This is a genomic window from Protofrankia sp. CiP1_Cm_nod3 (assembly GCF_982290655.1).
In genome coordinates, this window is sequence record NZ_CEVIVD010000232.1 from 1 (window position 1) to 4,628 (window position 4,628).

A 4,628-nucleotide genomic window follows, 5' to 3' on the forward strand; every position below is an offset into this window, starting at 1 on the left:
ATTACCACGGCGTCACCTACCATGTGACCCCGCGAACCCGGGGTGGACACCAAACGCGCCCAGTGCCGCCAGCAACTGGCGGTACTACGAGCAGGAACCGACAGCAACAACGGGTCCTGGGGATAAGCAGCGAAAAGACAAGGATATGAATCCGCTGTCGTTATGACAGCACCAGGCTTGTCTCCTTGAGCCCTTCATGGTCGCCCGATGGCGATCATGTTGTTCTGGCCGGCGTCAGGGGCTTGTGAGGATGACGAGCTGCCGGGTCGCCCGGGTCATCGCGACGTAGCGGTCGACCGCTCCTTCGATGCCGTCGCCGAACGTCTCCGGGTCGATGAGGACGACCAGGTCGAACTCGAGCCCCTTCGACAGCTCCGGGGGCAGCGACCGGACGCGGGGCGTCGCCCGGAACGTGGGATCGCCGATGACGCAGGCGGTCCCGTCGGCGTGCGCGGCGAGCCAGGCGTCGAGGATCGAGCCCAGCTCCGAAACGGATCCGTGCACGACGGGGAGGCCGCCGCCGCGGATGGACACCGGCACGTTGGCGTCCGGGAGCACCGCCCGGATAACCGGCTCGGCTTCCGCCATCACCTCTTCCGGGGTCCGGTAGTTGATGCTCAGGGAGGCCAGGCTGATCCGGTCGAGCCCGATCCGGGTGAGCCGTTCCCGCCACGGCTGTGTGAACCCGTGCCTGGCCTGGGCGCGGTCCCCGACGATGGTGAAGCTGCGGGACGGGCAGCGCAGCAGCAGCATCTGCCACTCCGCGTCGGTCAGTTCCTGCGCCTCGTCCACGACGATGTGCGCGAACGGGCCGGCGAGCGGGTCCGGGCCGGTAACGGGCAGCCCGGACTCGTCGACCAGGGCGTCCCGCAGGTCCTCTCCGCGCAGCATCGTCACCACGCCTTCACCGTCGTCGTCGGCGGCGAGCAGGTGGTCGACGACCCTGGCCACGCGCTCGCGTTCGGCGGCGAGGGCGGCGCCCCGCCGACGCCTGCGCCGTGACACCCCCGGGTCGCCGAGCCGTTGCCGTGCCGCGTCCAGGAGTGGCAGGTCGGACACCGTCCAGGCCCGGGCGTCCTCGCGCCGCAGCTTCCGGATCTCGGCGGGGCGCAGCCAGGGGGCACACCTGCGCAGGTAGGCGGGTACCGACCACAGGTCCGCGACGAGGTCAGCCGCTTCGAGCAGCGGCCACGCCCGGTTGAGGGCCGTGACCAGCTCCTCGTTCCGCAGCAGCGACTGGCGGAGCAGGCCGGCCGGGACGTCGACGTCGACCTCGACGTCGTGCTTGTCCATCAGGATCGTGAGCAGTTCCTCCCAGATCTGCTCGCGCGCCTCGTTGTGCGCGGTGCCGGGGTCTGGTGCTTCGAACGCCTCGGCCCAGGCGTCGGCGCCCAGCCAGATCTCCGACCAGTCGGTCGTGACCGTCATCCCTCTGGTGGGCGGCTCCTCGTAGAACCTCACGGCCGTCTCGATCGCCTTCACCAGGTCCGCGGACGACTTCAGGCGGGCCACGTCCGGGTCGGTCTCGACCGTTGCCGCGGCTCCCTCGGCGACGAGGTCCCGCAGGGTGCAGGTCTGCACGCCCTCCTCGCCGAGGCCGGGCAGGACGTCGGCGACGTAGGCCAGGTAAGGCTGATGCGGGCCGACGAACAGCACGCCGCCCCGGCGGTGACCGAGGCGCGGGTCACGGTAGAGAAGGTAGGCGGAACGGTGCAGGGCGACGACGGTCTTCCCCGTGCCCGGACCGCCGTCGACGACGAGAGCGCCGTCGGATCCCGCGCGGATGATGGCGTCCTGGTCGGCCTGGATGGTGCCGAGCACGTCCCGCATCCGGGGCGACCGGTCGCCGCCCAGGCTGGCGATGAAGGCGGACTGGTCGTCGAGCGCGCTGTGCCCTTCGAACCCATCCGAGGTGAGCATGGTGAACACCTCGTCCCAGTAGTCGCTGATCCGGCCGCGGGTCCAGCGATACCTGCGGCGGCTCGCCAGGCCCATCGGGTTGGCGTGGGTCGCTCCGAAGAACGGCTCGGCCGCCGGCGCGCGCCAGTCGAGCAGCAGCCGACGGCCCGCGCTGTCCGTGAGGCCGAGCCGTCCGATGTACACGGGCTCGGGGCTGTCCGCGCTGACGATGTGCCCGAGGCACAGGTCCAGGCCGAAGCGACGCAGGACGCGCAGGCGGGCGGTCAGCCGGTGGACCTCCATGTCCCGGTCCATCGCCTGCTGGCCTGTGCCACCGGGCGCCCTGCGCGCGGCATCGAGGCGGTCGGACAGGTCGGCGATCGACTGCTCAAGGCTCTCCGCGATGGCCGCGAAGTGTTGCTCGTCGCCGGCGATCAGCGTCGGGCCGGCCTTGGCGGCGAGGTGGTAGGGAAGGTCGAACGCGCTGGTGGTCAAGGGGTGCACGCCATCAGCGCCCGCAGCCGCGCCGCGCGTCCCACCAGCGGCCCGCCGTCCCCGCACGACCCATACGTCGACAACAACACACGCATTCCGCGACTCCCGTTTCCGCAGCTCCTGGCCTCGGCCGGCTATTCTGCGGCACGACCCGGGCCTTGCCGCAAGCCCCCCGGTACGATATAGGTTAAAAGTGGCAGGGAGTGGGCGTCGGGTACTTGGTCACCAGATTGGTCACCAGCTCGGTTACCGGCTCGGTCACCAGTTTGGCGGCCCGCTCATCGGTCGAGTCGAGAATTCGGTCGAGTCGAGAATTCGGTCGTAAATTAGGATTGCCAGGACGGGTCCCTTCTCAGGGTCGACGACGGCCACTCTTTGCGGTCGCGGGCCGTCGGCGTGGTGGTGCCGAATGCCCGACGTCTACCGGTGTGCGACAAGGCGACGGTTTCTTCGGACTGCGGCCGGTCACGGGTCGCGACCTGCACGCCGCCGTATGCTGGTCCTGGTTCGCAGCCAGCCGGAAACACCGGCGAGGAGGCCCTCGTCCATGAGCACTCCGGAGACCGGACACCCTCTCTGTATCCGCTGCTGCGCCCTCAGGTCACCGTCGAGGAACTCCTGGCCGCGAGAGGCACACGCCCATCCGGTCCCTCGACGACCTGACGGCCGACACCTTCGACGCGGAAGGGACCAAGGCGGGGCCAGGTGCTGGACGCTGGACAGCTCGCCCACCCATCCGTCGCCGCGCTGACCGGCCTGCCGGCCGAGCGGATCGGACAGCTCAGCGGCATCGGCAACTGGGACGAGTAAACGACGCCGGCTCCGGCACGACGTGGCACGATCTCGTAGGTGACGAGCGGAGCCGCCGAGGAGCGGCGCCTGCGCGACCTCGCGCGGCTGCGGCGCGTCCGCGACCGGATCGACCGGGAGTACGCCCGGCCGCTGGACGTCGAGGCGCTCGCCCGCGGCGCGCACATGTCGGCCGGGCACCTCAGCCGTGAGTTTCGCCGCGCCTACGGCGAGTCGCCGTACAGCTATCTCATGACGCGGCGCATCGAGCGCGCGATGGCGCTGCTGCGTCGTGGCGATCTCAGCGTCACCGAGGTCTGTTTCGCGGTCGGCTGCTCGTCGCTGGGCACCTTCAGCAGCCGCTTCACCGAACTGGTCGGTATGCCACCGAACGCCTACCGGCGCCAGGCGGCGCGCGCGACGGCGGGGATGCCGTCCTGCGTGGCGAAACAGGCCACCAGACCGGTCAGGAATCGAGAAGCGCCAGCCCCCGAGCCGCACCTAGCGTGAAGGAGCCCGCGCACGACGCCGGTGGCGGCCGTCAGGCGGCCGCCGGCACCGATGCACCGGTACGCCGATGGACCGATGAACCGATGAACCGATGAACCGATGAAAGACAGGATGAGCATGGCCACGAGGACGGGCCCGCGATCGCCCGCGCCGCACGCTGCCGGCAGGAACGTTGCCGACAGTCACGAGCTGATCCGGGTGCGGGGCGCGCGCGAGAACAACCTCAAGGACGTCAGCATCGAGATCCCGAAGCGCAGGCTGACGGTGTTCACCGGTGTCTCCGGCTCGGGCAAGAGCTCGCTGGTGTTCGGCACGATCGCCGCGGAGTCGCAGCGGCTGATCAACGAGACCTACAGCGCCTTCGTGCAGGGCTTCATGCCGACGCTGGCGCGGCCCGAGGTCGACGTGCTCGAGGGGCTGACGACCGCGATCATCGTCGACCAGCAGCGGATGGGCGTCGACGCCCGTTCCACGGTCGCCACCGCCACCGACGCGGGCGCGATGCTGCGCATCCTCTTCAGCCGGCTCGGGCAGCCGCACATCGGCCCGCCCGGCGCGTTCTCCTTCAACGTCCCCTCGGTCCGCGCGAGCGGGGCGATCACGGTCGAACGCGGCGCCGGCAGAACCGTGACGCGGACCTTCACCCGTACCGGCGGCATGTGCCCGCGCTGCGAGGGCCGGGGAACGGTCACCGGCTTCGACCTGTCCGCGCTCTACGACGACAGCAGGTCGCTCAACGAGGGTGCGCTCACGATCCCCGGCTACGGCGTCGACGGCTGGTACGGCCGCATCTTCAGCGGCTGCGGCTTCCTCGACCCGGACAAGCCGATCCGCGGGTACACCGGGAAGGAGCTCCACGACCTCCTCCACAAGGAGCCTACCAAGATCAAAGTCAACGGTGTCAACCTGACGTACGAGGGGCTGATCCCGAAGAT

At 70.1% G+C, this 4,628-nt stretch carries 2 protein-coding genes and 1 pseudogene; 2 read left to right on the plus strand and 1 reads right to left on the minus strand.

Features of this window, described 5'->3' with window-relative positions; translation table 11 throughout:
* Positions 1–234: 234 nt before the first annotated feature.
* Positions 235–2,403: an RNA polymerase recycling motor ATPase HelR gene (gene helR, locus AC5LUJ_RS23320; RefSeq protein ID WP_493465781.1), complete on the minus strand. Its 2,169-nt coding sequence runs from the start codon at positions 2,401–2,403 to the stop codon at positions 235–237.
* Between the two features lie 840 nt (positions 2,404–3,243).
* On the opposite strand from helR, the gene AC5LUJ_RS23325 reads away from it, so the two are divergent.
* Both AC5LUJ_RS23325 and AC5LUJ_RS23330 read left to right on the plus strand, forming a co-directional pair.
* Entirely contained in the window at positions 3,244–3,693 is a 450-nt protein-coding gene (locus tag AC5LUJ_RS23325) for a helix-turn-helix transcriptional regulator (protein WP_250286547.1), read from the plus strand.
* Between the two features lie 111 nt (positions 3,694–3,804).
* Positions 3,805–4,628: pseudogene (locus AC5LUJ_RS23330) on the plus strand (excinuclease ABC subunit UvrA); the annotation flags it as partial.